Source organism: Shewanella sp. 4_MG-2023, from assembly GCF_030548015.1.
Taxonomy (GTDB): Bacteria; Pseudomonadota; Gammaproteobacteria; order Enterobacterales; family Shewanellaceae; genus Shewanella.
Genome location: NZ_JAUORL010000008.1, coordinates 95,486 through 120,239, shown reverse-complemented (window position 1 = coordinate 120,239; position 24,754 = coordinate 95,486). Strand labels below are relative to the sequence as shown.

At 41.9% G+C, this 24,754-nt stretch carries 15 protein-coding genes and 1 pseudogene; 9 read left to right on the top strand and 7 right to left on the bottom strand.

Features of this window, described 5'->3' with window-relative positions; translation table 11 throughout:
• Nucleotides 1–19: 19 nt before the first annotated feature.
• The gene (gene ackA, locus Q4546_RS06595; protein WP_102439876.1) at nucleotides 20–1,219 is read right to left on the bottom strand and encodes an acetate kinase; all 1,200 of its coding nucleotides are present in this window, start codon (nucleotides 1,217–1,219) and stop codon (nucleotides 20–22) included.
• Between the two features lie 177 nt (nucleotides 1,220–1,396).
• Between ackA and yfbV the strand changes: the two genes are divergently transcribed.
• Nucleotides 1,397–1,840 carry a terminus macrodomain insulation protein YfbV gene (gene yfbV / locus Q4546_RS06590; protein WP_102439875.1) on the top strand — a complete coding sequence of 148 codons (444 nt, stop codon included), beginning with the start codon at nucleotides 1,397–1,399 and terminating at the stop codon, nucleotides 1,838–1,840.
• Nucleotides 1,841–1,895: 55 nt separating this feature from the next.
• Here yfbV and pflA read toward each other — a convergent pair whose 3' ends face one another.
• Entirely contained in the window at nucleotides 1,896–2,627 is a 732-nt protein-coding gene (gene pflA, locus Q4546_RS06585) for a pyruvate formate lyase 1-activating protein (protein ID WP_102519459.1), read from the bottom strand.
• 88 nt (nucleotides 2,628–2,715) lie between these two features.
• The gene (gene pflB, locus Q4546_RS06580) at nucleotides 2,716–4,998 is read right to left on the bottom strand and encodes a formate C-acetyltransferase (protein WP_102439873.1); all 2,283 of its coding nucleotides are present in this window, start codon (nucleotides 4,996–4,998) and stop codon (nucleotides 2,716–2,718) included.
• Nucleotides 4,999–5,529: 531 nt separating this feature from the next.
• On the opposite strand from pflB, the gene focA reads away from it, so the two are divergent.
• Together focA and yfcC are read left to right on the top strand one after the other, a co-directional pair.
• Nucleotides 5,530–6,444 carry a formate transporter FocA gene (gene focA / locus Q4546_RS06575; protein WP_102519460.1) on the top strand — a complete coding sequence of 305 codons (915 nt, stop codon included), beginning with the start codon at nucleotides 5,530–5,532 and terminating at the stop codon, nucleotides 6,442–6,444.
• A 352-nt stretch (nucleotides 6,445–6,796) separates the two neighbouring features.
• A complete protein-coding gene (yfcC, locus tag Q4546_RS06570; protein ID WP_102439871.1) occupies nucleotides 6,797–8,323 on the top strand; it encodes a putative basic amino acid antiporter YfcC in 1,527 nt (508 codons plus the stop codon).
• Nucleotides 8,324–8,437: 114 nt separating this feature from the next.
• Here the strand turns inward: yfcC and Q4546_RS06565 are convergent, their stop codons facing one another.
• A complete protein-coding gene (locus Q4546_RS06565; protein WP_303445938.1) occupies nucleotides 8,438–9,514 on the bottom strand; it encodes a methyltransferase in 1,077 nt (358 codons plus the stop codon).
• Nucleotides 9,515–9,791: 277 nt separating this feature from the next.
• Entirely contained in the window at nucleotides 9,792–10,757 is a 966-nt protein-coding gene (cysK, locus tag Q4546_RS06560; protein ID WP_102439869.1) for a cysteine synthase A, read from the bottom strand.
• Between the two features lie 357 nt (nucleotides 10,758–11,114).
• Between cysK and Q4546_RS06555 the strand changes: the two genes are divergently transcribed.
• Nucleotides 11,115–12,236, top strand: a complete 1,122-nt coding sequence (locus tag Q4546_RS06555; protein ID WP_102439868.1) for a beta-ketoacyl-ACP synthase III — start codon at nucleotides 11,115–11,117, stop codon at nucleotides 12,234–12,236.
• A 125-nt stretch (nucleotides 12,237–12,361) separates the two neighbouring features.
• Here the strand turns inward: Q4546_RS06555 and Q4546_RS06550 are convergent, their stop codons facing one another.
• Nucleotides 12,362–14,758 carry a carbohydrate binding family 9 domain-containing protein gene (locus Q4546_RS06550; protein ID WP_303445937.1) on the bottom strand — a complete coding sequence of 799 codons (2,397 nt, stop codon included), beginning with the start codon at nucleotides 14,756–14,758 and terminating at the stop codon, nucleotides 12,362–12,364.
• Between the two features lie 342 nt (nucleotides 14,759–15,100).
• Nucleotides 15,101–15,865, bottom strand: a complete 765-nt coding sequence (gene cysZ, locus Q4546_RS06545) for a sulfate transporter CysZ (RefSeq protein ID WP_076540003.1) — start codon at nucleotides 15,863–15,865, stop codon at nucleotides 15,101–15,103.
• 204 nt (nucleotides 15,866–16,069) lie between these two features.
• Between cysZ and Q4546_RS06540 the strand changes: the two genes are divergently transcribed.
• From Q4546_RS06540 to Q4546_RS06520, 5 genes and pseudogenes are all read left to right on the top strand, one after another.
• Entirely contained in the window at nucleotides 16,070–19,495 is a 3,426-nt protein-coding gene (locus tag Q4546_RS06540) for a chromosome segregation protein SMC (protein WP_303445936.1), read from the top strand.
• Nucleotides 19,496–19,524: 29 nt separating this feature from the next.
• Nucleotides 19,525–20,589 (top strand): cell division protein ZipA, encoded by a 1,065-nt coding sequence (gene zipA, locus Q4546_RS06535; protein WP_102440420.1) that lies wholly within the window; start codon nucleotides 19,525–19,527, stop codon nucleotides 20,587–20,589.
• 65 nt (nucleotides 20,590–20,654) lie between these two features.
• Nucleotides 20,655–22,661 carry an NAD-dependent DNA ligase LigA gene (gene ligA / locus Q4546_RS06530; protein WP_303445935.1) on the top strand — a complete coding sequence of 669 codons (2,007 nt, stop codon included), beginning with the start codon at nucleotides 20,655–20,657 and terminating at the stop codon, nucleotides 22,659–22,661.
• Nucleotides 22,662–22,810: 149 nt separating this feature from the next.
• Nucleotides 22,811–23,263, top strand: a pseudogene (locus tag Q4546_RS06525) (DUF2919 domain-containing protein); the annotation flags it as partial.
• A 282-nt stretch (nucleotides 23,264–23,545) separates the two neighbouring features.
• Nucleotides 23,546–24,751, top strand: a complete 1,206-nt coding sequence (locus Q4546_RS06520) for an HD-GYP domain-containing protein (RefSeq protein ID WP_303445934.1) — start codon at nucleotides 23,546–23,548, stop codon at nucleotides 24,749–24,751.
• The last annotated feature ends 3 nt before the right edge of the window (nucleotides 24,752–24,754 follow it).

Below are 24,754 nucleotides of genomic sequence, written 5' to 3'. Positions count from 1 at the left end.
AGAATTAAGCAATTAACGATTAAGCAGTGATCAGCTTGATAGCATCTTCTGCGATAACCCATTCTTCGTTAGTTGGGATAACCATCGCAACTGTGCTGCCTTCTTCAGTGATAATACCTTCATTACCGAAACGCGCTGCAGTGTTCTTTTCTGCATTCACTTGGAAGTTGAAAATTTGCAGCATATTAAGTACTTTTTCACGGATGAGATCTGAGTTTTCACCGATACCACCAGTGAAGATAACAGCATCTAAACGACCTAATGGCACAGTGTAAGAAGCAATGTACTTAGCTAAACGGTAGCAGAAAATTTCTAATGCTAAGGTTGCGCCTTTATGGCCATCTTTATAACCGTCTTCAATACCGCGGCAGTCGTTAGTCAGCTCTGAAATACCTAATAAACCACTTTGCTTATTGATTAAGTTATGAACTTCATCAAGGGTGTAACCTAATTGGTTCACTAAATGGAACACGATTGAAGGATCCATATCGCCACAACGTGTACCCATTACTAGGCCTTCAAGTGGTGTTAGACCCATTGAAGTATCAACGCTCTTTCCGCCTTTAATGGCAGTAACAGATGCACCGTTACCAAGATGGGCAACGACAACATTAGTATCAGCAACGTCTTTGTTTAATACTTTAGCGGCTTCGCGGCTAACAAATAAGTGGCTAGTACCGTGCATGCCATAACGACGAATACCATGTTCACGGTATAGTTTGTAAGGAAGTGCATAAACATAAGCACGCTCAGGCATGGTTTGGTGGAAAGCTGTATCAAATACCGCAACTTGAGGAAGTTTTGGGAATGATGCAATAGCAGCGCGAATACCAATTAAATGTGCAGGGTTATGAAGTGGTGCCAGTGATGCACAGTCTTCGATACCTTTGATCACATCTTCAGTGATAAGCACTGAACGAGAGTATTTCTCTCCACCATGAACAATACGATGACCAATAGCTTGGATTTGAGCAGCAAGTTCTGGCTGACCAGCAAGAATATCTTTAACAATAAATTCAACCGCTTCACGGTGAGCAGTAAATGCACCTAAACTAGCTTCATTTTTCGCGCCGTTTACTTTCCATTTAATACGTGAATCTTCTAAACCGAAACATTCCGCAAGACCAGAGATATAATCATCACCTGAAACGGCATCAATAACGGCAAATTTTAAAGAAGAGCTACCACAGTTGAGAACCAATACGAGTTTTTCTGACATGTTGAGACCTTTACATTCTAATCGAACAAAATTTAAATTGATGTGAAACCTTGTTATTTCAACAATCAATCATAGTTAATGATTTACAAATTAGCCGATAAATTTAGCTGAAATTTGGGGCTAAATAGGGCTGTGTGCTATTGTGCATGTATCTATTAATTGATTTAGGGCATACCGTTGAACGTAAAAGTATTCAAAATCATCGGCGATGGTCGACGTTATATGAAAACGTGGCCAATGATCCGACAACTTGGGTTTTATTTCCCTGAATACCGCGTTGTAAGGGCAACCCATTTAGGCATCATGTTCATGCCTTTTTTTGCTATTTTGGCTGCAATGAGCCAAGTGTATGTCAATGGATGGGCGTTTTTGCCCCAAGCCATTGCCATTTTATTATTTTTTATCAGCTTACCTGTTCAAGGCTTGCTGTGGTTGGGCTGGCGTGCAAGACACCCGTTGCCACTGACCTTATTTGATTGGGCTAACCAACTCAGTGCAAAGCTAACCGCAATGGGGATTAGCAATAAACCGTTGGGCCCTAAAGCGTGTTACTTAGATATGGCAGTGATTTTAAAAGTGGCCTTTGACCGTTTAGATCGCAGTTACTGGGAAGAGCTATAGCCTTCAAGGGTTACACACTTTAAAAATGACTGAGTCAATCATAAGTTAGCGAAACTTAATAATTGGCACTTATTCCACGCTCGACGAATACCGCTTTAATGGCTTCCATCGTTTCTTTACTTGGCGGCTCTACACCTTCTAACGGATAGGTTTCACCGAAAGCTTCCCACTTATGGGTGCCAAGCTGGTGGTAGGGCAGTAATTCAACTTTCTCAACGTTTGTCATCGGCTTGATAAAATCTGCCAAGGCAATGGCTGAGTCGATATCTTCAGTAAAACCGTTAACCACAACATATCTAACCCAAGTTTTTTGCTGACGTTTAGCAAGGTGCTGTGCAAATTGCAGTGTGCGTTGGTTGCTCACTTTGGTTAAATCAATGTGTTTGGCATCATTCATTTGCTTGATATCAAGCAATACTAAGTCGGTGTTATCGAGTAGTTCATCGATAATCGGTGTGTATTTTCGAACGAAACCATTGGTATCGAGACAGGTATGCAAATCGTTTTGTTTACAGGCTTTAAAGAGCTCGTTTACGAAATCAGCTTGAAGAATCGCTTCTCCACCAGTTGCTGTAACGCCACCTGATTTTAAGAAAGGTTTGTAGCTGATGATTTGGCTCATGAGTTCATCAACACTGACCTCTTTACCACCATCTAAATCCCAAGTGTCACGGTTATGGCAGTATTGGCATTTCATTAAGCAGCCTTGCATAAAGGCAACGAAACGAATGCCTGGGCCATCTACTGTGCCAAAAGACTCGATTGAGTGAATGCGACCTGTGGTCATGAGAACTCCGAACAAACAAATGAAAAAAGGTTGTGCTAATTAGCAATAGTGACATCACTTATATTAGCACAACCGATTTTAGTTGATATTACATGCTTTTAGTAAAGGTACGTGTAATAACATCTTGTTGCTGTTCAGGTGTTAACGCGTTGAAACGTACCGCATAACCAGACACACGAATGGTTAACTGTGGGTATTTTTCAGGGTTAACAATCGCGTCTTCAAGCATTTCGCGGTTCATTACGTTAACGTTTAAGTGTTGACCACCTTCACTGTTAGCGTTGCTCATGAAGTAACCATCCATCAATGATGCAAGGTTAGCACGACGTCCAACTTCATCTTTACCTAGTGCATTTGGCACGATAGAGAATGTGTAAGAAATACCGTCTTGTGCGTGAGCAAATGGCAGTTTAGCTACTGATGTTAATGAAGCGATTGCGCCATTTTCATCACGACCATGCATTGGGTTAGCACCCGGAGCAAATGGTGCGCCAGCTGGACGACCATCAGGTGTAGTACCCGTTTTCTTACCGTATACAACGTTAGAAGTAATAGTAAGAATAGACTGTGTTGGAATCGCATTACGGTACATTTTCATGGTACGGATCTTAGCCATGAAACGTTCAACTAAGTCACAAGCGATGTCATCTACACGTGGGTCATTGTTACCAAATTTTGGATATTCACCAGAAATATCAAAATCAATTGCAATGCCGTCTTCGTCACGGATTGGCTTAACAGTACCGTATTTAATTGCAGATAGTGAATCGGCTGCAATTGAAAGACCTGCGATACCACATGCCATGGTGCGACGTACATCACGGTCATGTAATGCCATTAATGAAGCTTCGTATGAATACTTATCATGCATGTAATGGATAGAGTTAAGTGCTGTCACGTATTGTGTCGCTAACCAATCCATTAAGCCGTCTAAACGACCCATTACATCATCAAATTCTAATACTTCTGATGTGATTGCATCTGCTTTAGGTGCAACTTGGATTTTTAGTTTTTCATCAACACCGCCGTTGATAGCGTAAAGCATGGTTTTCGCTAAGTTGGCACGGGCACCGAAGAACTGCATATGTTTACCCACAATCATTGGGCTAACACAACAGGCAATTGCGTAATCATCTGATTCGAAATCAGGACGCATTAAGTCATCATTTTCGTACTGGATTGAGCTCGTATCGATTGATACTTTTGCACAGTAGTTTTTGAAACCTTGTGGCAGCTCATTTGACCATAATACGGTAATGTTTGGCTCAGGGCTTGGGCCCATGTTGTAAAGCGTGTGTAAGAAACGGAAGCTTGATTTAGTTACCAAAGTACGACCGTCTAAACCCATACCAGCAATTGATTCAGTTGCCCAGATTGGGTCGCCTGAGAACAATTCATCGTATTCAGGAGTACGTAAGAAACGCACCATACGAAGTTTCATTACGAAATGGTCAACCATTTCTTGTGCTTGTTCTTCAGTGATAACACCGTTAGCGATGTCACGTTCAACGAAGATATCGATGAAAGTAGAAGTACGGCCCAATGACATTGCTGCGCCATTTTGGCTCTTAACAGCTGCAAGGTAACCAAAGTAAGTCCATTGGATTGCTTCTTTTGCATTCGTCGCAGGAAGAGAAATATCACAGCCGTATTTTGCTGCCATTTTCTTGATTTGACCCAATGCACGATGTTGCTCTGCAATTTCTTCACGCAGTTGCATTGTGTAAGTTAAATCTTCGCCAGCTTCAAAACCTGCTTGAAGTGAAGAGAACTGAGCGTATTTATCTTGCATTAGGTAGTCAATACCGTAAAGCGCGATACGACGGTAATCACCAATGATACGGCCACGGCCATATGCATCAGGTAAACCGGTTAAAATACCAGATTTACGACAAGCCATAATTTCAGGAGTATAAATATCGAATACACCTTGGTTATGGGTTTTACGTAATTCAGAATAAGTGTATTTAACGTCTGCGTTTAATTCGCGGCCATAAGCTTTACAAGAGCCTTCAACCATACGAATACCACCATTTGGCAGCATTGAACGCTTAAGCGGCGCATCAGTTTGCAAACCAACGATAGTTTCTAAATCTTTATTGATGTAACCAGCATCATGAGAAGTAATGGTCGAAACCATTTCTGTGTCGAAATCAACAGGTGCGTGGGTTGCATTTTCTTGCTTGATGCCAACCATCACTTTTTCCCAAAGTGATTCAGTAGCTGCGGTAGCGCCAGCTAGGAAAGATTCATCACCTTCATATGGGTTGTAGTTTTTCTGAATAAAGTCACGAACGTTGACTTCTGTTTTCCAGTCGCCAGCTTCAAAACCTTGCCACGCATTTGCAAATAACTCTGTTTTATCGGTCATGGTAATTTACCTTCTCGTCAATTAACTGCTGCTGAACTGCGACTTGATGTTAGTTGATGTCTATTACAAACAAGTTAGCAGAACAAAAATTGAGATCCCTATTGATGGATGATCGCAAGGGCATCTAATCCGTTGGCTTAACCGTTATCGTAATAGCGATTAAGCTAAATTTCCCATTTATCTAAATTGGTAAGACCAATTTACCCTGCAAAGATTAACATAGCTTTGGGTTAACTTCACTTAAAAAAATAAAATTTGGCTATGCGAACAGTGAAACTGTTAAGTGCTTAACAGTTTCTGAGCAAAAAGTTTTTTATTTAATCAATTGGGTCTATTCTTGCTAACCTTTTGCAAGCGTGCTGCTAAGGCTGCTTAGCCCTATATTGCTTGCTATACTGATTTATAGCACCTTTTAGCAAAACTGATACTTAATTAGTGGCTGTTAATCTAATTGGGTCATGGTGCTGGTAGATTTTTTAATCTTTGCTCTTGGTCATACCAATTTAACTTATAGTTTTACTCGGGGTTTTTATGAAAAATGCATCTGGCGATCTACAGCAAATTGCTGCGACGCCAACCACCTTCCAAAATGCTGAAGCATTTGGTTTAGCTAAAGTTGCTAAAAGCCCTTGGCAATCATTTATGTTATCGATATTTGCCGGTGCATTTATTGCGATTGCATTTGTGTTTTACATTACAGTGACTAACGGCAGTACTATGGGCTGGGGCATGACACGCTTTATTGGCGGTATTGCGTTTAGCTTAGGATTAATTTTAGTTGTGGTGTGCGGCACAGAGTTATTTACTAGTACAGTGTTAACCTCGATCCCTTGGGCGCAGAAAAAAGTCAAAACAGCGACCCAATTACGTTGTTGGGCCAGAGTTTATGCGGGCAATTTAGTCGGCGCACTATTGATGGTGTTTCTGATCATGAGTGCGCGCATGTTTGAACTCAATGATGGTCAATGGGGGTTAAGTGCAATGAAGCTTGCACAGCACAAAATTCATCACACTTGGTCACAAGCATTTACCTTAGGTATTTTATGTAACATGTTAGTGTGCTTAGCTGTGTGGATGACCTTTGCCACCAAAGATCTCCTGACGAAATCCTTACTGATGATCCTGCCTGTAGCCATGTTTGTGAGCAGCGGTTTTGAGCATAGTATTGCCAACATGTTTATGGTGCCAATTGGTATTGCTATCCATTCATTTGCACCGGATAGTTTTTATGTAGCACTTAACCTAGACCCGCAGCAATTTGCCGATCTGACTGTGAGTAACTTCGTGTTTCATAACCTGATCCCTGTAACCTTAGGTAATATAGTGGGTGGTGGGGTGTTTGTTGGCATCGGCTTTTGGTTAGTTGAACAAGGTAAATTAACCCTTGGCACTGACGGCGCAAGTCACGGCACTATTACAAGCCGTGTTGAGCCTAAAAACGATTAAGCCCCTTAGAGTATGAAGTCTGCATAGAACTACTGTCAGTCTTAATTTGAATGCCCAGCCTTTGCTGGGCATTTTTGTAGCTAGCCTTTTTTACCAAAGCAATTTCAAACTCAGCAGCATTTGATATCAAGCAATAATATCATCAGGCTTTTATTGTTGACTGGTTTTTATTCGATTAAACTTTTTCAATAACAAACGAATATGCGTTAAGGCTACTTTTTAGGCGCTAATATATTGTTAACCTGCCATTTTTAGATATTTTAACTAAAAGTCTGCAATATTTAAGACTATTTAAATGCTAGTATTTTATAAATAAAACCTACCTGATAATAACAATAACAGTGGTAATGAAATGTTAGAGCAACAAATAGCCAGTAATCCCCCCCAAACAACCAAAGTAATGCCTGATACCTTAGTGATCATATTCTTTGTTGCCTTTGCTGCAGCACTGTTGACCTATGTGGTGCCCATTGGCTCCTTTACTACCCAAGAGGCACATTATGTTGTCGATGGTGTGGAAAAGACACGCAGTGTTGTCGACCCTAATTCGTTTAGCTATGCAACAGATGAACAAGGTGAGCCACTACTTAGCCCAATGGGGCTATTTAAAGGTGATGGTGGCATGGGCTTTTTTAACTTCGCCTTTGAAGGCTTAGTTTCTGGTTCTAAGTGGGGCAGTGCCATTGGCGTGATTATGTTCATGTTAGTGATCGGCGGCTCATTTGGAGTGGTGATGGCCACTGGCACCATTGATAACGGTATTTTACGCTTAATCGATAAAACCAAGGGCAACGAGCAGTTATTTATTCCGGTTATCTTTAGTTTATTTTCTTTAGGCGGGGCGGTTTTTGGTATGGGCGAAGAGGCAATCGCCTTTGCAATTATCATTTGCCCGTTAATGATCCGCCTTGGTTACGACGGCATATGTACCGTGATGGTGACTTACGTTGCGACACAAATTGGTTTTGCCAGTTCGTGGATGAACCCATTTAGTGTGGCGATTGCTCAAGGCATTTCAGGGGTGCCGGTATTATCTGGGGCAGGGGTACGCTTTGGGCTTTGGGTTGGCTTTACCTTAATTGGGATTATTTTTACCATGCGCTACGCCAGTAAAATTCAAAAGCAACCCAGCTTGTCGTTTAGTTTTCATAGTGATCAGCATTTTAGAGATAACCAGCAAGGAACAGTAAAAGACAGTCGCTTTAATATGGGTGACATATTGGTATTACTAACCATTGCAGCAACCATAGGCTGGGTTATCTGGGGCGTGATTGCTCATGCGTGGTTTATTCCTGAAATTGCCAGCCAGTTTTTTACCATGGGCATTGTAGTCGGTATTATTGGCATATTGTTCAACCTAAACGGCTTAACCATGAATAAAGTAGCTCAAAGCTTTAAGCAAGGTGCAGGCACCATGCTCGAGCCTGCACTATTAGTGGGTTTAGCTTCTGGCATTTTATTATTAATTGGCAGTGGGGGGGCAACAGAACCGAGTGTGCTAAACAGTATTTTGCACAGTGCAGGTAGCGTGATTGGCCAGCTACCGAATGCCTTATCTGCTTGGTTTATGTTGTTATTCCAGTCGGTATTTAATTTCTTCGTCACCTCAGGCTCAGGCCAAGCGGCGTTAACCATGCCATTGATGGCGCCACTGGCAGATCTTGTGGGTGTGACTCGTCAAGTATCAGTACTGGCGTTTCAGTTAGGCGACGGCTTTACCAATGTGTTAGTGCCTACTTCAGCGTCGCTGATGGCGACTTTAGGCGTATGCCGAGTGGATTGGGGTGATTGGGTTAAGTTTATTTGGCGCTTTATGGTAGCGCTAATGGTGCTTTCGAGCATTGCAGTGATTACGGCCCATTATTTAGGCTTCAGTTAAACAAGGCGCGATATTATTTATTATAAATGGCATTTATTAAAAACGGCATCAATGAATTGATGCCGTTTTTTTATTGTGATAACGACTAAATAAGTCATTAACTTAAAAATGAGCTTAACAAGGCTTTTTCTTACAGCGTAACAAAGTATGACCTATGCCAATGTTATCTATATCTTCATCCACATAAAGGCCTGCTTCACTGATCATTTTTAGCATATCTTTACTGTGATACATGCGGCTATTACCATTCGCTATTGCAGTAAAATATAGTGAGGTGGCGTTAACACAGTAGGCACCCGCTTCGTATGGTTGTCTGTCCCAGTAAGTCTCTAAGATACACAACTCACTATCAGAGCGCATAGCAGCAGCGGCGCGTTTTAAAATAGTGACAATTTGCTGTTTTGAGAAACAATCCAAGAATTGGCTCATCCAATATAAATCAGCATGTTGATAGAAAGGTTTATCACTATCAAGCAAATCGGTTTCAAGTGGATGCACTCGATCGGCAACCTTATTTATCTTGGCATTTTCCATCGCTACAGTTAACTGCCCCGGCAAGTCCATAATGGTGATGTTGACTTGGTCATCATAGCCTGTGCAAGCAACCGCCCACTTACCTGTATTGCCGCCCACATCAACAATATGTTGTGGCTTAGATCGAAAAATTAACGGTAAAAGACTATCAAACGCATGATCGGAATAGTAATGGTCAAACTCAAACCAGCTGCGTTTAACCTGCTCAGGTAATTGGCTTAATCCCGGGTAAATGGTGTCCCAATCGCCAAGGTATTTTAAGCCTTCAGCTTTGCCATTACGAAGAGATGCTTCTAATTCAAACAAACCTTGGTAACAGACATCGTGAATAAAGTTAAGATTCTTTGCAGCCATATCATCATGTAATAAGAAATGTCCTGTTTTATCTAAGCGGTAAAGCTCATCTTTGCACCAAAGTAGACCCATACTTAGACCCATATCTAGCAAAACATGAATAGCATACTCAGATACGTCAGCATCATTTACTAACTGCGCTAAGCTAATACCTTGATCGCCTGCTGCATCAATTTGTGCCAGTAGGCCGAATTGGCTAAGGCAACGGGCCACTTGAAAGCTTACAGGTGCGAAGGCTATTTTTTGTGCTTCGAATTTAGCATCGTAGGCGGATATTTTTTTCGGTGATTGATAAAAAGACATAAAATGAAGATTGCTCTAGCAGCAGGAGAAAAAGTGCTGCGATATTAGCAAACACTATTAAATAGGAGCTTGATCTAGCTCTAGATGTTGAGCTTGTTAACGACATGCTAGGGCGGGATAATGCATTTTTGGGACACATGCCTTAGAAGTTGCAGATAGTTGAATTGAAACTTACTTATGTGCAGGTAGTTACGTTTGTTTAAACCAATAAAAAGCTCTGCAAATGCAGAGCTTTTAAAGTGTTTAGCGATTTTTAGCAATCAGTCACTAAATATGGTTACTGTACGTTTTCGCTATCGCTAAATTCGCCAGCAAATAGTGCTGATGATAAGTAACGCTCTGCAGCAGAAGGCAAAATAACAACAATATTTTTGCCTGCATACTCTGGCAGTTCAGCAATACGATTCGCTGCAACTACAGCTGCACCTGAAGAAATACCCACTAAGATACCTTCTTCTTTCATTAAGCGGCGCGCCATATCAATTGCATCTTCATTGCTAACAGCTTGCACAAGATCAACCAAATCTAAATCTAAGTTGCCAGGGATGAAACCTGCGCCAATACCTTGAATTTTGTGCGGTCCAGGTTGCAGAGGCTCACCTGCTTTAGCTTGAGCAATAACTTGAGAATCAACTGGCTCAACCGCCACTGACACAATATCTTTATTTTGACTTTTTAAGTAACGGCTCACACCCGTAATAGTACCGCCAGTACCAACACCTGCTACGAATACATCGACTTTACCATCGGTGTCATTCCAGATTTCTGGGCCTGTGGTTTTTTCATGAATTTCTGGGTTCGCAGGGTTACTGAATTGACCGAGAATAAGGTACTTTGAAGGATCAGATAAACGAATTTCTTCTGCTTTATCAATCGCGCCTTTCATGCCCTTAGCGCCTTCAGTTAACACAAGGTTAGCACCTAATGCTTTTAATAATTTGCGGCGCTCAAGGCTCATGGTGTTTGGCATAGTAAGTGTTAGCTGGTAACCGCGCGCGGCAGCAACATAAGCTAGTGCAATACCAGTATTACCTGAGGTTGGCTCAACTAATTCGATACCAGCTTTGAGGGTACCTTTCTTTTCGGCATCCCAAATCATGTTGGCACCGATACGACACTTAACACTGAAACTTGGATTGCGTGCTTCTATTTTTGCTAGCACATTACCATTGCTTACTCGATTAAGGCGCACTAGTGGGGTATTACCTAGCGTATATGAATTGTCTTCGTAAATGTTGCTCATGGTTTAGCTCCTTGTTTGCATTGTCTAATGATAATCGGTTTAGGTGGCTTTAACAGTGACAGTTAGTTATTCGTTATTCCTTTTAGTTATTAAAGCAAACTCTACTATAATAATAAAGCATCTTCTTAATTAACAATCATTTACTTTTGCTGCAACAGTTAAGCACATTATTACTCGCTTAGATGGTCAGACCTTTAGCAAATCGTCAATTAGTGCTTAGCGAAAATGCCAGAACCCAATAGACTTGTTTTAATTGTAAAATTTTCCCTGTATTAACCAGATGGCCAAAAGTTATCAGTATGGCAATGTCGAGGTGGGAAACTTGTTACTCCCCAATACCTTAATGGCAGATATAATATGAACAAAGTGGTGATTTCAGGAAGTGGACTTTACACCCCACCCCATAGCATTAGTAATGAAGAGCTAGTAACAAGCCTTAATCGTTACGTCGACCAATATAACAGCCAGCATGCTAGCTTAATCGCGAATGGTGAATTAAACGCATTAGCCCACTCATCGGCTGAATTTATCGAAAAAGCCTCAGGAATTAAGCAGCGTTATGTGATGGTCAAAGAGGGCATTTTAGAGCCTGACATCATGATGCCTTTGATAAAAGATCGCCCAAGTACCGAATTATCTATGCAGGCTGAAATGGGTATCGCGGCGGCGAATAAAGCCTTAGAACAGGCTAAACTGCTCGCCAGTGACATTGACTTAGTGATTGTTGCCTGTGCTTATACTCAGCGCTCATACCCTGCAATTGCTATCGAAATTCAGCAAGCCATGGGCACAAAGGGCTTTGCCTACGACATGTTGGTGGCGTGTTCGTCAGCTACATTTGCCATAGTCAATGCGATCAATGCCGTGCAGTCAGGTACAGCATCTAGGGTATTGGTGATTAATCCTGAAATATGTTCGCCGCAGGTTAATTATCGCGATCGCGATAGCCACTTTATTTTTGGCGATGTCGCAACCGCAGTTGTGGTTGAAAAAGCGAACAATGCTCACACTGAGTTTGCTTTTAATGTGCTGTCGAGCAAATGCGTTACTGATTACTCTAATAATATCCGCAGTAATTTTGGCCATATGAATCGCTGTGATCCGCTCAATGCTAACAGCAGTGATAAGTTGTTTCATCAACAAGGGCGCAAGGTATTTAAAGAGTTGTTGCCAATGATTTATCAGCATTTAGACAAGCAACTCGAACAAGAGCAGATACAAGCTAATGAATTTAAACGCTTGTGGTTACATCAAGCCAATATCAATATGAATCAGTTTGTGGTGCGTAAACTGCTTGGTGACAATGTGGATGCAGCGCAGGCACCAGTGGTATTAGATGAATACGCAAACACGGCTTCAGCGGGCTCGATTATTGCTTTTAATAAATATAATCAGGACTTTAAAACTGGTGATTTAGGTCTGCTTTGCTCGTTTGGAGCAGGCTACTCTGTTGGCAGTATTATTTTAGAGAAGACTTAATTTTAACTGTGTGTACTTTCAACTAAATCAAAAAGACTGCCAAGGCAGTCTTTTTGATCATCAATGGGTAAAATCTTAAACAACTAACAACTAACAACTAACAACTAACAACTAACGACTAATAACTACAGTAACCAGGCATAACTTACTTTCATAAAGTAGGTTTTATCTTTTTGGGTTAATGAATCGATTTCATCGGTAGCAACCAAGCCGTCGGAATAACCCAGATAAAATACACTTTGTGGATTTAGCTTATAGCCATATAAAATTTCATTGCCTAAATTCTGACTTTGCTTATTCGGCGATTGGTATTGATATAAACTTGGATCGCGCTCAATATCGGTATAGACACTGCTTAAACGTAAAAAACTATTTAAGCTGATTTGCCAATTGAGACGTAAATCAGTCAGGTTAGCGGTAAACAAAGTACCTTCATCAACATCAAGGGTTTGGTAGCGATGATTCACATCTAAGATGATTGACTCAGTCACCTTCCACTCCACCGCTGGGTTAAACATAGTCACAGTAGCCGCACGGTCGTTGGCGTAATCAATATCATCACCGTAGTTCATATCAATTTCTAATTTCAGTGACTGTATCGGGGTAAAGTTGGCGTACAACCAATTGAAATTAATATCGTACATGGTGGTATTGCCATCAATGGCCAGTGATGAGCCATCATGGCGTCTACCTACGCGGTCTTTGTGAACAAAACCGGTTGAGATGTAACTTTGTAAGCCGCCGTTAAACTCAATATACACCTCAGCTTCTTGTTCAATTTTTTCATTATTTTGATTGTGGGTAATGTCCCAATCGCCGCCAAATACCACTTTGTTGAAAAAGTTTTCCATTGGGTACCAAACATAATTACCGCCGACGACAAACTTACTGGCATCAATTCGGTCAATAAAACCTAAGTCAGCTCTAAAGTCTTCACCAATGGATTCATAACGGCTAAAGGCGCGCCAGTTACGACGAATATGGTCGTAGCTTACCCGGTACATACTGTCGGAAAAGTTATCTTGCTTGTTAGTGCGTAGCACGCGTTCATTGTATTCACAATTACCCAACTCACAGCTTTGTGGCGGTGCGCTGCAATCCTCGCCTTGGCAAAACTGTTGAAACAAATCATTAGGATATTGCGTGTCTGAAAATACATATTGCCCGGTAAAAGTATCTTGCTCAGTGGGCTGATACTTGATATCAACACTGGCAACATAGTTATGGTAATTCTCTGAGGTTTTAGCGGTAACCAGACCACCAAAAGATAGCTTCTTGTTGGGATCAAAGCGGTACCTTGCTGCAAGGTTATAGCTTTCTTCGTTAATGGTGGCGATATCTGAGCTTAAGTTACCCGGGATTAAAAACTGGGTATTTTCGTCATTAGCCGCCAACACAGCTAAAGTGTGATCATCAGTTTTACTGGTAAGCTTTACCCCATAGTCAGGTGAGGCAATATTACGAGTGTGTAATAGGCTTAATTGGGTATCGAAATAATCTTTATTATCTAAAAAGAAAGCACGTTTTTCAGGGTAAAATAACGCAAAAGTATTGTTAACATCTAGCTGACCAGAATCGGCTTCTACTTGGGAAAAGTCAGGATTAATGGTGGCATTTAATAACGTTGTAGGGGTGATGCCCCAACGTAAATCGAGCCCAGCTTCAACATGATTATCATCTTCCCAAGGCTGGTTAGGATTAAGATTACGTTGATTATTACTGGTTGCCACCACTGATGGCGTAATTTGAATATCTTTACCTTGCTTAGCGCCTTCAAGGCCTGTTGCGGTGCCGAGTTGGCATAATTGACATGACACATTACGATCAATTTTATGGCTTGATATACGATGGGTTTCATTTCTTGGGTAAAAGCGAATTAATTCAATGCCCCAAGTTTGCAGGTCTTTATTGTCATCAAAGTTAAATAGTCTTAATGGTAGCTCTAGTTCAACTTGATAACCTTGGGCTGTGATCTGACCACTAGCATACCAAATACCGTCCCAGGCATCACTTTCTTCACCTGTTAACTCATTTTCAATAGAGTCATTTTGAACCCCATAAGGGTTGATAAAAAACTGATAGGCAAGGCGGGCATTATTAAAGGTGTCGAGCTTAATACCCACTTGATCATCACCCCATGAGCTATCGCGGTCACGTAAATTACTGCGGATCTGTTCAGGGTTTGGGTCATTAGCCAAAAAGGCAACAAACAAACTGGTTTCTGTGGCAAATATTTTCGCTTCAGTGCTAACGGGGGCGGCAATGTTTTCACCCGGTGAGGTTTCATATTTAAGCTGCATAGTGGCAGCTTGTTGCCACTGTGGCTCATTCAACTCGCCATCGATTTCTACAGCCTCGGATAAGGTTGGAATGGCGATATTAAATTGACTTGCATCACCAGCGATAACAGAAGCAGGGAGCAGAAAAGTGCTAAAAAAAACGCTTAAAATAGCTGCGCTTCTAATGGTGGAATTTGATAGAAACAAAGGTGTTGTCAGGTATTTTTTCACAATACTTCTCATGATGAATCTGTAACTTATTGTTAGTTTGCGAGATTGTCGCAGAAAGTCATACTAAAGTCGTTAATTTTATGTGATTAAAATGTTTTTAATTGTTACTTGCGTTTGAGGGCTTGGAATTAACAATTGATAAATATTTACTTGTTAAAAACTAGGATGACGCATGCTCGATAGGCGGCTTCCTAACGTTAGCCTCATATGCATACTTAAAGGCAACAGCAAATAATCAAAGTATTAGTCACAAACCTCAGTAAAAGACAGATATGCAATAAAAAGCCTCAACAAAATGTCGAGGCCTCTTGATATCAATACCGCAGAATCAACAACGGTATTCTCATTGCGAAACTATTCAGGTGCTATTTCTGGATGCTTATAAGCATCACGGTATTTATCAACCCACATGGCGGTAGCGCCGCAAATAGCTACTGGCATGACGATAAAGTTCACTATCGGGATCATTGAAAACAGCGTTACTGTGGCGCCAAAGGTGTAGCTGGTGCCTTTAGTTTGATTGAGGGCAAACTTCATATCCTCAAACGGCACTTTATGGTTATCGAATGGGAAGTCGCAATACTGAATTGCCATCATCCATGCACTGAATAAAAACCATAAAACGGGGGCGGCGGTTTGGCCAACAACAGGCACGATAAATAACACTAGAAACAGTAATGCTCTAGGCAGGTAGTATTTTAATTTAGTCCACTCTCGGCCCATTATTCGCGGCAAATCTTTAATTAAATCTACCGTTGTGCCAGAGTTAAGTGACTTACCGGTTAAGTGCATCTCAACTTTTTCAGCCAGCAGGCCATTAAAGGGCGCAGCTATCCAGTTCATCACTGAGCTAAAGATAAAAGACATCACCACTAATAAGCTAACAACCGCCAGTGGCCACAGGAAAAAATTTAACCATGTGAGGTATTCGGGGATTTGGCCGTTCATCCAAGCAAACATTTCATCTAATTTACCAATGGCAAAATAAATGACCGTTGAGAATAAAACTAAGTTAACCATTAATGGAATGAAGACAAAGGTTCGTAGCCCCGGTTGTTTTATGAGCTTAAACCCATCCATAAAATAATTAACACCACTTTTCATTGGTTTAATTGGCATCGATTACATCCTTGAAAAAACTAGTTATGATGATTGTGGTGATGCATTGAGCGGAAAACAAGCCTTAAAGTGTGTTTAAGTCATAAAAATCGTTACAAAATGCAGCGCGATTGGTAAAGTTGTACTTTATCCGTCTTACGCAGACGAGATGATTATTCATTGACGCTTCTTAATCAATCTCACTGGAACAACTTCACAAGCACAATGCGATTAAAACAAATAAAACTTGCTGGCTTTAAGTCGTTCGTTGACTCCACCAAAATTCCCTTCAACCAACCTTTAACGGCCATTATAGGCCCCAATGGATGTGGTAAATCCAATGTCATTGATGCCGTGCGCTGGGTGCTAGGCGAAAGCTCTGCTAAGCATTTGCGTGGCGACTCGATGATGGATGTGATTTTTAATGGCTCTAGCGCCAGAAAACCCGTGTCAGTTGCCAGCATTGAGTTGAGCTTTGAAAATCTCGATGGTCGATTAGCAGGCCAATATGCCAGTTATCAAGAAATATCGGTAAAAAGACAAGTCAGTCGCGATGGTGACTCAAATTACTTTTTGAATGGTCAAAAGTGTCGCCGTAAAGATATTACCGATTTATTTATGGGCACAGGTTTGGGCCCACGAAGTTATGCCATTATCGAGCAGGGGACGATTTCGCGTCTTATTGAATCTAAACCCCAAGAACTGCGGGTTTTTATTGAAGAAGCAGCAGGCATTTCCCGTTATAAAGAACGCCGCCGTGAAACTGAAAACCGTATTCGTCATACGCGTGAAAACTTGGAGCGATTGGGCGATATTCGCTTAGAGCTCGGTAGCCAAATCGACAAGCTTGAACAACAAGCGCAGGCCGCCAAGCAATATCGTGAGTTTAAGCAACAAGAACGTGACTTACATGCGCAATTGTTGGTGATGCGCTATCAAGAGCTTAAAAACCAAAGCGACAATATTGCCCAAGAGATTTTACAACTTGAAGTTAATTTAGCTGCTGCCAATGCTGATGGTGAAACCACTGAATTAACCCTTACTCAGCTTAAAACCCAAATTGCAGAATTAACCGCTGCTGAGCAACAGCTGGTGGCCGAGTATTATCAAGCAGGCACAGAAATCGCTAAGCTTGAACAACAGCTTAAACATCAACAGCTACAAGATAATCAGCTGGAAAAACAATTAGCAGATCTCATTTCGCAGCAGCAAGTTGCTAGTAATGCGTTGCAAACCTTGATGCTGCAAGAGCAACAATTAACGGCGCAGTTAGCTGAGGGCAAACCTGAACTTGTTGCAGCAGAACAAGCGCTGGGCGTTATTGATGCTCAGCTGCAAGATGTTGAGCAAAAAGCGGCAGACTTACAGCAGCATTTATCGGTGTTATCTGATGGCGCGGCGAATGCCAAAATGGCAGCGGCACTAACCCAGAGCAAATTGCAGCATCAACAACAAATGCTGTCGCAGCAACAAAAGCAGTTAATCGAACTTAGTGCTGAGCAGCAGCGAAATACTGAGTCTGACTCACAAGCTGAATTAACCGCACTTGACCTCAAGTTAACCGCCCTTAAAGAGCAACTTGAATTAGAAGATGAAATCAAGCATCAACTCACTGATGAACTTGAAGATAAGCAACAACAGCTAGCTCAGGCAAGTGAAGATTATCAGCAGCAAAAACAGCAGTTATCGTCACTAAGCGCCAGAAGTGAGCTGATTGAGCAATGGCTAACCAGCAATGACGATGATCAGCAAGCTTTATGGCAAACCATTGAGGTAACGCCAGGCTGGGAAAAGGCTGTTGATGTATTACTGCAAGGCATTTTAGCCACCAAAGTGATTGATGCTGGTGGTGCAATTGGCCCATCAGTGAGTGGTTTTATTGCCACAGGTGAGGTGAGCGCGCTGAATCACCAAATTAGCGCTGCGGTTAATTTATCCCCTTGGCTTCACCATGTAAGCTGGTGCGCCAGTGTTGATGAGGCAAAAGCGCAGCTTAAGCAGTTAAGCTCAGATGGCATTATTGCCACCCAAGATGGCTATTTAGTCGGCCATGGCTTTGTCTTTAAAAAAGCCGACTCTAAGCAATCACAGCTGGCACTTAAAAATGAGTACCAGCAATTACAAATACAAATTAGCCAATTAAATGAGCAATTGTTGCAGTTGCAGCAGCAAGTGAGCTTACAAACTCAGCAAGTTGGCGATGCTCACGCGCAATTGAGTCAATCTCAACTTAAACATCACCAGTTGCAATTAGATTGCAGTAAGCTTGATGCTCAGAGCCACAGTTTGGTGCTGCAGCAACAAGACAGATTACGCCGACAAAAAAGCCTTGATGAACAAGTGGCTCAGCTGCAAGGACAAATTGGCGCAGGTCAACAAGCGATAGAGCGATTAACTGCCGAGCTTGAGTTATCCCAGCAAACGCATCAACAGCAGTTGGCAACCCAGCAGCAAGTAAATCAAGATTGGCAAACTGCCAGTCAGCAGCTACGAGATTATAAAGCTAACCGCAGTCAGCAAGAGCGTGATAGCAATAGTTGCCGGCAAAAAATGCAACAATTGCACACTCAAGTAGCAGTATTACAAGCCAATATTAGCCAGCAAACCCAGCAGAGCGAGTCCACCACAGCGCAAATCAAGCAGCTGCGGGAATCTTCGCAGCAAACTAATGCCAGTTTAGGTGAGCAGCAATTACAACAGCTGCAAACACAATTAAACGCGCAACTCGACATTCAGCAAGCTAAACAACAATTACTGAATTCAAATCGTACACAGCAGGCAGAGTTACAAACTCGGCTCGATAGTGCGGTATTGATTCAAAAACAACAGCTTGGTGCACTGCAAAACTTGACTCAGTCTCTCAGCGGGTTAAAGTTACGTCGTGAAGGATTAAAAGGTCAGGCCGATGGCCAATTTCAGTTACTTGAAGAACAACAGATAAAGATTCAAGATGTGATAGCGCATATTCCTGAAACAGCTAAAGTCATTGTATGGCAGCGAAACCTTGATAAAGTAAGAGCTCAAATCAGTCATTTAGGGGCCATTAACCTCGCGGCAATCGAAGAGTTTGAGCAGCAAAGTGAACGTAAGGCTTATTTAGATAATCAAGATAATGATTTAAATAAAGGCTTAGCCACACTTGAAGAGGCCATTCGTAAAATCGATAAGGAAACTCGCACTCGATTTAAAACCACTTATGATGCGGTCAATGCGGACTTATCAAAGTTATTCCCTAAGGTTTTTGGCGGTGGTAAAGCCTATTTAGCCTTAACGGATGATGATTTACTTGAAACGGGTGTGACCATTATGGCGCAACCACCCGGCAAGAAGAATAGTACTATTCACCTTCTTAGTGGTGGAGAAAAAGCCTTAACCGCTTTATCATTAGTATTTGCCATATTTAGACTAAATCCAGCACCATTTTGTATGCTTGATGAAGTTGATGCACCCTTAGATGATGCCAACGTTGAGCGTTTTTGCCGCTTATTAAAAGAGATGTCACAGAGTGTGCAGTTTGTTTATATTAGCCATAATAAAATCACCATGGAAATGGCTGATCAATTAATAGGTGTCACTATGCATGAACCGGGCGTTTCACGTATAGTCGCAGTCGATATCGAAGAAGCGGTGGCACTTGCCGACGCTGAATAAATAGAATAAATAGGATTACAGGGTCACCAATGGAAGATTTTCAACTGGTTTTGTCAATACTAGGCGCAATAGCGATTATCGCAGTATTGGTACATGGGTTTTGGTCTATTCGTAAACAACAACCTAAAACGTTAAAAGACAACCCAATGACGGGGTTTTATAAAGGCCAAGCAGAGCAGCGTGACTCACAGGGGTTTGACGCTGATGGTATTGGTGAAGTGAGACGGGTTAAAGCTGACGAGGTCTCAGTTGAGCCTGTTATGAGACAGTCGAAGGTTAGCCCACATTTAAAGCCTAATGTAAGCAGCAGTCAACTTGATAGTGCAGAGCTAGAAATTACTGCAGCGGGTTCAAAAAAGGGCATTGGCCTACAAAACCAATCAGCAGTGAATGTGCAAGCGCCAAGTTACCATCCGGGTAGAAAAGATCCCGTAATGACTACCGCTGCCAAAGAACCAGAGCATATACCAACCCAGCAAGCGCTGTTTGGTGAAGAGTTTAATGATGACTCTAATGAACCGTTTATTGACGACCCTATTGAAAAAGCCTCAGTAACCAAAGCTGAATCTAATGTGAGCTCTGCAAGTGTTCATTCGCCAGAACATCAAACCTTAGCACAAGAGCCGCTCACTCCTGTTGTCGAAACTGCGCCAAAGGCTGAGCCAGTAGAAGAGCCACTTGGCGAGCCGCAAGATGTATTAGTACTGCATGTGGTTGCCCGTGACGGTGAACAATTACAAGGCGCCGAGCTATTACCTTGTTTGTTATCGCTTAACTTTAAATTCGGCGATATGGATATTTTCCATCGTCATCAAGATAATGCCGGTAATGGAAAAGTGCTATTCTCCATGGCTAACATGTTAAAGCCTGGGGTATTTGACCCTGACAATATGGAACAGTTTGCCACTCAAGGTGTGGTGTTATTTATGACATTGCCTTGCCATGGCGATGCGTTAAGAAATTTCTCAATTATGCTTAATTCAGCCCAGCAACTGGCTGATGACTTAGGCGCTGAAGTGTTAGACGACAAGCGTAACGCCTGGACTGATACTAATAAACAAGCATACTTAAGCCGAATTCGAGCCGTTTCTTAAATTTTATTATATTTTACAATGAGGCCGCACTTGCGGCCTTGTTTGCTTTTTAGATGAGTGATTTTATGCAAGACATTAAAACAGAAATACAGCAAATTAGCAGTGAACTACACCGTCATAATATTCTTTATTATGTGGATGATGCGCCGAGTATTCCTGATGCTGAGTATGACCGTTTAATGCAGCGCCTTATCGCGCTTGAAACGGCTCATCCTGAGTTGATTAGCATTGATTCTCCCACCCAAAGAGTTGGCGGCGCGCCACTGGCCAAGTTTGATCAAATTACCCATTTAAAGCCGATGCTCAGTTTAGATAATGCCTTTGAGCAAGCAGACTTTGAAGCCTTTAATAAACGTATTAGTGATAAAGTAGATACGGTCAGTTACTGCTGTGAGCCAAAGCTTGATGGTCTAGCGGTGAGTATTTTATATCGTAATGGCGTATTAGAGCGCGCAGCAACGCGAGGCGATGGCAGCGTAGGTGAAGACATCACAGATAATGTGCGCACCATTAACTCGATTCCGTTAAAGCTTCGGGGTGATGATTTCCCTGAACTGATGGAGGTGCGTGGGGAAGTGATCATGCCTAAAGCAGCATTTGATGCGCTTAATCAGCGTCAACAGGCCAAAGGCGAGAAGACTTTTGTTAACCCACGTAATGCCGCCGCTGGCAGTATTCGTCAATTAGACAGCAAAATCACCGCCACGCGCGCATTAGGCTTTTACGCTTATGCTCTAGGTGTGGTCGAAGGTGAAAGCTCGACAATGGCACAGAGTCACTTTGGCCAGCTTACCCAATTAAGACAATGGGGCTTACCTGTTAGTCAAGAAGTTAAAGTCTGTGACAGCTTACCTGAAGTGTTTGCTTACTATAGCGATATTATGACGCGCCGCAGCAGTTTATCTTATGAAATAGACGGAGTGGTAATTAAAGTAAATGATATTGCCAAACAAACAACCTTAGGCTTTGTCGCTAGAGCGCCGCGCTGGGCCATCGCCTATAAGTTTCCCGCGCAAGAAGAGATGACGCTACTTGAAGAGGTTGATTTTCAAGTCGGCCGTACTGGCGCAGTAACCCCAGTTGCGCGTTTAAAACCGGTGTTTGTTGGCGGTGTTACTGTATCAAATGCCACGCTTCACAATGCTGATGAAATTGCGCGTTTAGGCGTAAAAGTCGGCGATACGGTGATTATTCGCCGCGCGGGTGATGTTATCCCGCAAATTGTTGCCATTGTGGCTGAAAAGCGCCCTGATGATGCTAAAGAGATTACCTTCCCGACAGCATGCCCAGTGTGTGACAGTTTAGTCGAGCGGCTTGAAGGTGAAGCGGTAGCACGTTGCAGTGGTGGCTTATTTTGTGAAGCCCAGCGTAAAGAAGCCATTAAACATTTTGCCTCTCGCAAAGCATTAAACATCGATGGCATGGGCGACAAAGTGGTTGAGCAACTGATTGATAAAGAATTAGTACAAAGCCCTGCTGAGCTGTTTACCCTTACAGCATCGATGATCACCATGCTAGAACGTATGGCAATGAAGTCGGCGACTAAGCTGGTTGCCGCCATTGATGATGCCAAAACCACTACCTTATCAAGATTTATTTATGGCTTAGGTATTCGTGAAGTTGGTGAAGCCACCGCAGCCAATTTAGCCAGCCATTATAAAACCCTTGATGCCATTAAAGCGGCCAGCATTGATGAGTTAATTGAAGTGGATGATGTCGGCGTGATTGTTGCTAAACATATAGCGCATTTTTTTGCTCAGCCCCATAACCTTGAAGTGATTGATAAGTTAGTCGCTGCGGGTGTAAATTGGCCTGCTCTTGAAGCCGTTGATGAGTCAGCCTTAAGCCTTAAAGGCCAAACCTGGGTATTAACAGGTACCTTAACTCAGTTAAATCGCAACGATGCTAAAGCGCAGTTACAAGCGCTGGGGGCAAAAGTGGCCGGCAGTGTTTCTAAAAACACCGACTGTTTAGTCGCGGGGGAGGCTGCAGGTTCTAAGTTAACCAAAGCCCAAGACTTAGGCGTGAAAGTGATTGATGAACAAGGCTTATTAGATTTGCTAAGTCACTAATTATTAATTAATAAACACTAATCACTAACAATTAGTCGCTTTAAATAATCTTAAAAAGTAGCTACTGGCAATTTATTAATAGCATAAGTTAAGGCTTACCTAGCTTCGAACTAAGCAAGTAAGCCTTTACCTAATAAACTGGATACCCTGTGAATTTTAGCAATATCACTTGGCTTGATGACAAGGGCCATATAAAACCGCCGATATTTTTGTATTTAATGCTGATCTTTCTCGCCCGTGGTTGGTGTGTCTTTATTGCATCGTTAACCCAATTTAACGATCGCACTGGGCTCGTGAGACTATTTTATCCTGAAAAAAGCGATTTTTTACTGGCATTAGCGAGCGGGGTTGGTGCGGTAATTATTTATGGATTAGTGATTGCGGAGAGAAAACGCAGCCCACAGGTATTAAGGCCGCTATTTAATCAGATTAAGTACATTCTATGGCTACTACTGATTGTTGATGCTTTATTACTTAGCCAACGCCTGGTTCACGATCATTTTGTTTTCAAAGTCAGCTTTGCACTTGATGCATTATTTATCTTTTGGTCAGCTATTTATTTATTAAAATCAAAACGATTGCAGCATTATTTTAAAGATTGGCAAAATGAAGCCGATTATATGGCAGTAGAAGCTGAACTTGCCATGGCGAAAGAACAACAAGATGCTCAACTTTATGAGCCAGATGAACAGTCACAAGCCGCGCAGCATACTCAAAAGATTGTCGAGTCAGCCAAACATAATCGAGGCGTGTCTAATAAAGTTATTGCAACAGAAATAACCGACTCGATAAAGGTGAATAAGTAAAACATGTTAAGTCATAGTAGCTGACAGAAATAAAAACCAATACCAGCGGCTGCTATGGCGGTTAAAAAGGATCTTATCTTGGCTAAAGTAGTGGCTAAAACTGAGCCTATCAATATACCGTTATCACAACTGGTGGTCGGTATGACGGTAAAACTGCCGTTATCGTGGTTTAATAATCCGTTTTTTCGTAATAAAGTACTGATTAGCTCCCAAGCAGAAATTGAACTGATTAATAGCTTAGGCATTAACTATGTGACTGTGATTGACGGTCAGCATTTATTTGTTGAGCCCGTTATCAGTCAACCTGTGGTTGCTGCGGAAGTGGCCCCCGCGTTTGATATTAACGCCATAATCAAAAAGTCAGTAAATACAAGTCGAGTTCGCTTCAGTAAAGCCTGCAGTAATCTTCGCCCCGCATATAGTAAAGTCATTAGTGATCCGCCGGTATCACATCGAGAAGCAGTGACAGTCGTGGAGTTACTATTAACCCATTTACATGAAACCAAACAGCCACAAATTGGATTAGTTAACTGTGCTGATAAAGAAATAAACATGGCTCAGCATGGGATCTCGGTTGCTGTGTTATCCATTTTAATGGGGCACAGCCTTGAGTTAGCCCCTGCGCAAATGCGAGATCTTGCGTTAGGCTGTGTGTTTCATGATATTGGCAAATTAAAAATACCTGATGCCATACGTCGCAAACGCATTGATTTAACTAGTCACGAGCGAAACTATATAAAGACCCATCCCAATATCGGCTATGAAATGCTAGATAGAAGTGGTTTATTCCCTAAAGCCATATTGGATATTGTGCTACATCATCATGAGTATATCGATGATAGTGGTTACCCCAATAAACTCACCAAAAATCACATTCCTTTATTGACCCAAATCGTGATTCTAGCGAATGACTATACGGTATTGTTAGAAAGCACAGGCTCAGCACAATTGGCATTAGGCACCTTATTTAAAAGTCGTGCTGATAAACATGATAAAGCCTTGATTAGCATACTAGTGAAAACCTTAGGCGTTTTTCCTCCGGGCTCCATTGTTAAATTGTCCGATGGTAGTATCGCCAAGGTAATGATGACATCAACCGCATCTAAGCAGCCCCATGTAGTTAGTTGTTCAGCTCATGGTACTCAGGCCAGTTTTAGATGCTTAATTGATGAAGGGGTAACGATTGTTGAGACGGTAAAACTAGAAGATTTATCAAAAAAACTAGCTAACTTGCTAGAAGTTCACGCCCCTGTATGTTTTTATGTTTGCCATATTAATGATTAATTT

Excerpts from the sequence above, each read along its gene's own strand:
- Q4546_RS06555 (WP_102439868.1), top strand. The coding sequence starts at position 11,115 with ATGAACAAAGTGGTGATTTCAGGAAGTGGACTTTACACCCCACCCCAT.
- focA (WP_102519460.1), top strand. The coding sequence starts at position 5,530 with ATGAAAAATGCATCTGGCGATCTACAGCAAATTGCTGCGACGCCAACC.
- pflB (WP_102439873.1), bottom strand. The coding sequence starts at position 4,998 with ATGACCGATAAAACAGAGTTATTTGCAAATGCGTGGCAAGGTTTTGAA.
- cysK (WP_102439869.1), bottom strand. The coding sequence starts at position 10,757 with ATGAGCAACATTTACGAAGACAATTCATATACGCTAGGTAATACCCCA.
- Q4546_RS06540 (WP_303445936.1), top strand. The coding sequence starts at position 16,070 with ATGCGATTAAAACAAATAAAACTTGCTGGCTTTAAGTCGTTCGTTGAC.
- cysZ (WP_076540003.1), bottom strand. The coding sequence starts at position 15,865 with ATGCCAATTAAACCAATGAAAAGTGGTGTTAATTATTTTATGGATGGG.
- zipA (WP_102440420.1), top strand. The coding sequence starts at position 19,525 with ATGGAAGATTTTCAACTGGTTTTGTCAATACTAGGCGCAATAGCGATT.
- ackA (WP_102439876.1), bottom strand. The coding sequence starts at position 1,219 with ATGTCAGAAAAACTCGTATTGGTTCTCAACTGTGGTAGCTCTTCTTTA.
- ligA (WP_303445935.1), top strand. The coding sequence starts at position 20,655 with ATGCAAGACATTAAAACAGAAATACAGCAAATTAGCAGTGAACTACAC.
- yfcC (WP_102439871.1), top strand. The coding sequence starts at position 6,797 with ATGTTAGAGCAACAAATAGCCAGTAATCCCCCCCAAACAACCAAAGTA.
- Q4546_RS06550 (WP_303445937.1), bottom strand. The coding sequence starts at position 14,758 with ATGAGAAGTATTGTGAAAAAATACCTGACAACACCTTTGTTTCTATCA.
- Q4546_RS06565 (WP_303445938.1), bottom strand. The coding sequence starts at position 9,514 with ATGTCTTTTTATCAATCACCGAAAAAAATATCCGCCTACGATGCTAAA.
- pflA (WP_102519459.1), bottom strand. The coding sequence starts at position 2,627 with ATGACCACAGGTCGCATTCACTCAATCGAGTCTTTTGGCACAGTAGAT.